The organism is Demequina sp. (assembly GCF_016278775.1).
Taxonomy (GTDB): domain Bacteria; phylum Actinomycetota; class Actinomycetes; order Actinomycetales; family Demequinaceae; genus Demequina.
Genome location: NZ_JADQBF010000091.1, coordinates 1 through 3,417, shown reverse-complemented (window position 1 = coordinate 3,417; position 3,417 = coordinate 1). Strand labels below are relative to the sequence as shown.

The following is a 3,417-nucleotide window of genomic DNA, read 5'->3' as shown; positions in this document are numbered from 1 at the left end:
GGTCGCCCGCACCGCCACGGTGCAGTTCGACGCGAGCCACACCATGGCGCTCGCGCGACTCACCGAAGCCGCCAGCACCTTCTGCTCCGCCTCCACGCACGCCAACCTCCTCGGCGTCGGGGTGGGGCTGCCTGGCAATGTGCTCGAACAGAGCGAGGGCGTGGTCGACTCGACCCAGCTCGGGTGGAGTCAACTGCCATTAGGGCTAGCGCTGCGCAACGCGACCGGCCTTCCCGTCCTCATCGACAACAACGTCAACGCCTTGGCGCTCGCGGAGACGCTCTTCGGCACCGGCCGGGGTCACGAGAACTTCCTGGTGGTCACGATCGGAACCGGCATCGGCGCCGGGATCGTTGCCGGCGGCGCCGTCGTGCGCGGCCACTCGGGAAACGCAGGCGAGATCGGCCACCTCCCCATGGCGGAGAACGGCCCGCGTTGCCAGTGCGGCGCGCTCGGGTGCCTCGAGGCGATCATCGGCCAATCCGCGCTCATCGCGACGGCTCGGCGAGAAGGCGTCATCGGCGCCGACGCTGGCATCACGGCCCTCGCCGCAGTCGCCAGCGGCGGGAACGAGGCGGCACAACGCATCTTCGCGGAGGCGGGACACCTCTTGGGACGCGCCATCGCTGGCGTCGTCAACATTCTCGACCCAGAACTGATCGTGATCCTCGGCGAGGGCGCCGAGTCGTGGAAGCACTGGTCGGTGGGATTCGAACCCGCATTGCGTTCGTCGGTGATGCCCCGCAAGCGCGGCATCGAGGTCGCGGTCGAGGGCTGGCAGGACGACCGCTGGGCTCAAGGTGCTGCCTCCCTCGTGCTGTCCACTCCTTTTGACGCCGACGGGGTCTCCGGTGAGCAGGGAAGGCTGGTGCGGGCGCGCCTCATCGACTCCGCTGCGAGTGGTACCTCGTGAACCGCGGCGCTACCGTCGGCACCCCCACACCCCCACCAACGCCGGGCGGGGCACCACGAACCGAGCTCACCCGCAAACCCGCGCCGACGGCCCGGTCTCGTCGCGCCAAGACCACCACCATCGCCTACCTCTTTCTCGCGCCCTCTGCCATCCCGCTCATCGCGTTCGTAGTGGTACCGATGTTCAGGGCCGCCTGGGCGAGCCTGCACACCTGGAACCTCATCAGCGCCATGGAGTGGACGGGCCTGGGCAACTACCAAGAGTTGTTCACCGACAAGGACACGCTCGTGGTCTTCGGCCACACGCTGTACTACGTCGCTGGCACCCTGCCCCTCACCTTCGTCGGAGGCCTCGCCCTGGCGCTCGGCCTCAACCGCGCCTTCCGAGGCCGCAACCTGCTGCGCGGCGTCTACTTTCTGCCCGTGGTCACCTCCTGGATCGCCGTGGCGATCGTGTGGCGCTGGCTCCTCAACCCCTCCGTGGGCGTCGTCAACACCGTGTTGGCGAACTTCGGCATCGACGGACCAGGCTGGTGGACGGACCCCGCGTGGTCCATGCCGTCCATCATTCTCGCGTCCGCGTGGAAGGACCTCGGCTACGTGATGGTGCTGCTGCTTGCGGGGCTCCAGACCATCCCCACGGAGGTTCAAGAGGCTGCAACTCTCGACGGAGTGGGCTGGTTCAGCCGCTTGCGTTCCGTCACGCTGCCGCTGCTGTCCCCGCAGATCTTCTTTGTGGTGGTCATCTCGCTCATCAATGGTTTCCAGGTGTTCGACCAGATATACGCGATGACAGGGGGCGGGCCGAACGGCTCCTCAGAGGTGGTCGTTCAGCGCGTGTACGACCTCACGTTCCGCTACGGCCAGGCTGGCATGGCGTCGGCGCTGTCGATGCTGCTCTTCGGCGCGATCCTCATCATCACGTTGATCCAGATCCGTGGCGAGCGCAAGTGGGTGAACTATGCCTAGGTCGCGACGCACATGGATTCTCGCCGCCATCCTCACGGCTGGCGCCATCGCGATGGTGTTCCCATTCGTGTGGACCGTCATCACGTCAGTCACGTCTGGCGCTGGCCTGTCAGCCACCCCGAGCCTGATCCCCGAGGACCCGTCGTTTGACGCCTACAGAACCCTGTTCTCCTCCACGACATTCGGCCGCTCCGTGGCCAACTCGGTGGGACTCGCGATCGCGGTGACCATCGTCCAGGTCACCACCTCGGCGCTCGCGGCGTACGCGTTCAGCCGCTTCGAGTTCCCGGGCAAGCGCGCGGCATTCGCCCTGTACCTGGCCACCATGATGATCCCGATGCAGGTGCTCCTCGTTCCCCTGTTCGACCAGATGAAGTCGCTTGGTCTGGTGGATAGCTACCTGGGAGTGCTGCTCCCGTCGATGGCGAGCGCGTTCGGCGTGTTCCTCATGCGGCAGGCGATGGTGACGGTGCCGCGAGAACTCGACGAGGCCGCGATGCTGGACGGCGCTGGCCATCTACGCACGTTTGCGCAGATCGTCATGCCAAACGTCCGTCCGGCCATGGCCACGTTCGGCATCTTCGCGTTCATGAGCAGTTGGAACGCGTTCCTGTGGCCGCTCGTGATCCTGCGCTCAGACGAACTCAAGACTTTGCCGCTCGCCCTGGCGTCCCTTCAAGGGCAATTCACCACCCAATGGGACGTCATGATGGCCGGCTCCGTGGTGAGCATCATTCCGATGCTCGCCCTCTACATCTTCGCCCAGAAGTACATCATTCAGGGCGTAGCAGGCTCGGGAATCAAGTAGCCCGGGCACCACCCAGAAACCGAAGGAAATCCCATGCACAAGTCAGCAATCGCCGGGGTCGGCATCGTCGCCGCCCTCGCACTGACGCTCACTGCGTGCTCGTCGAGTGACGAGCCCGATGTGTCTCCTGACGGCGCCACATCGAGCGCAGCCGAGCCAGTCACCATCACGTACTCCAACTTCATCTCGAACGGTGGCAATGAAGAGAACCTCGCCACCATCATCGAGGCGTTCGAGGCGGAGAACCCCACCATCACGGTCGACGTGACGACGATGCCTTACGCCGACTACTTCACGGCGCTCCAGACGGACCTGGCGGCTGGCACGACGGCCGACGTGTTCGACATTGAGTACGCGACGTATCCGACGTACCAGTCGGCCGGAGCCTTCGCTCCCCTTGAGGGCGTCGACACCTCCGTGTACCGCGGCGACGTGGCGGCGGCCTACCAGACCGATGGCGTGTCGTACGCGCTACCCACCTCGTTCTCGACCGTGGTCTTGTACTTCAACAAGGACCTGTTCGACGCCGCGGGGCTTGACTACCCGACGTCCGACTGGACCTGGGAGGACGAGCAGGCCGCTGCGGAGGCGCTGACCAGTGTGGACGCCGGCGTATGGGGCGACTACCAGCCGATCTCCTACTACGAGTTCTACAAGGCGCTCGTGCAGGCGGGGGGCCAGTTCCTGAGCGACGACGGCAGTACCGTCGCCTTTGACTCACCAGAGGG

The 3,417-nt window shown here is 65.6% G+C and carries 4 protein-coding genes; all 4 read left to right on the top strand.

The genetic code is table 11. From position 1 onward, the window contains the following. Positions 1 to 913, top strand: a 913-nt coding sequence (locus QZZ33_RS10445) for an ROK family protein (RefSeq protein ID WP_291379932.1), incomplete at its 5' end; no start/stop codon positions are given. After that, on the top strand, positions 910 to 1,881 hold the full coding sequence (locus QZZ33_RS10440) for a sugar ABC transporter permease (RefSeq protein ID WP_291379931.1): 972 nt from the start codon (positions 910 to 912) through the stop codon (positions 1,879 to 1,881). The genes QZZ33_RS10445 and QZZ33_RS10440, both read left to right, overlap by 4 nt. Next, positions 1,874 to 2,689 carry a carbohydrate ABC transporter permease gene (locus QZZ33_RS10435; RefSeq protein WP_291379929.1) on the top strand — a complete coding sequence of 272 codons (816 nt, stop codon included), beginning with the start codon at positions 1,874 to 1,876 and terminating at the stop codon, positions 2,687 to 2,689. The genes QZZ33_RS10440 and QZZ33_RS10435 overlap by 8 nt, the downstream gene beginning before the upstream one ends. A 33-nt stretch (positions 2,690 to 2,722) precedes the next feature. Next, positions 2,723 to 3,417, top strand: a 695-nt coding sequence (locus QZZ33_RS10430; protein ID WP_291379927.1) for an extracellular solute-binding protein, incomplete at its 3' end; no start/stop codon positions are given.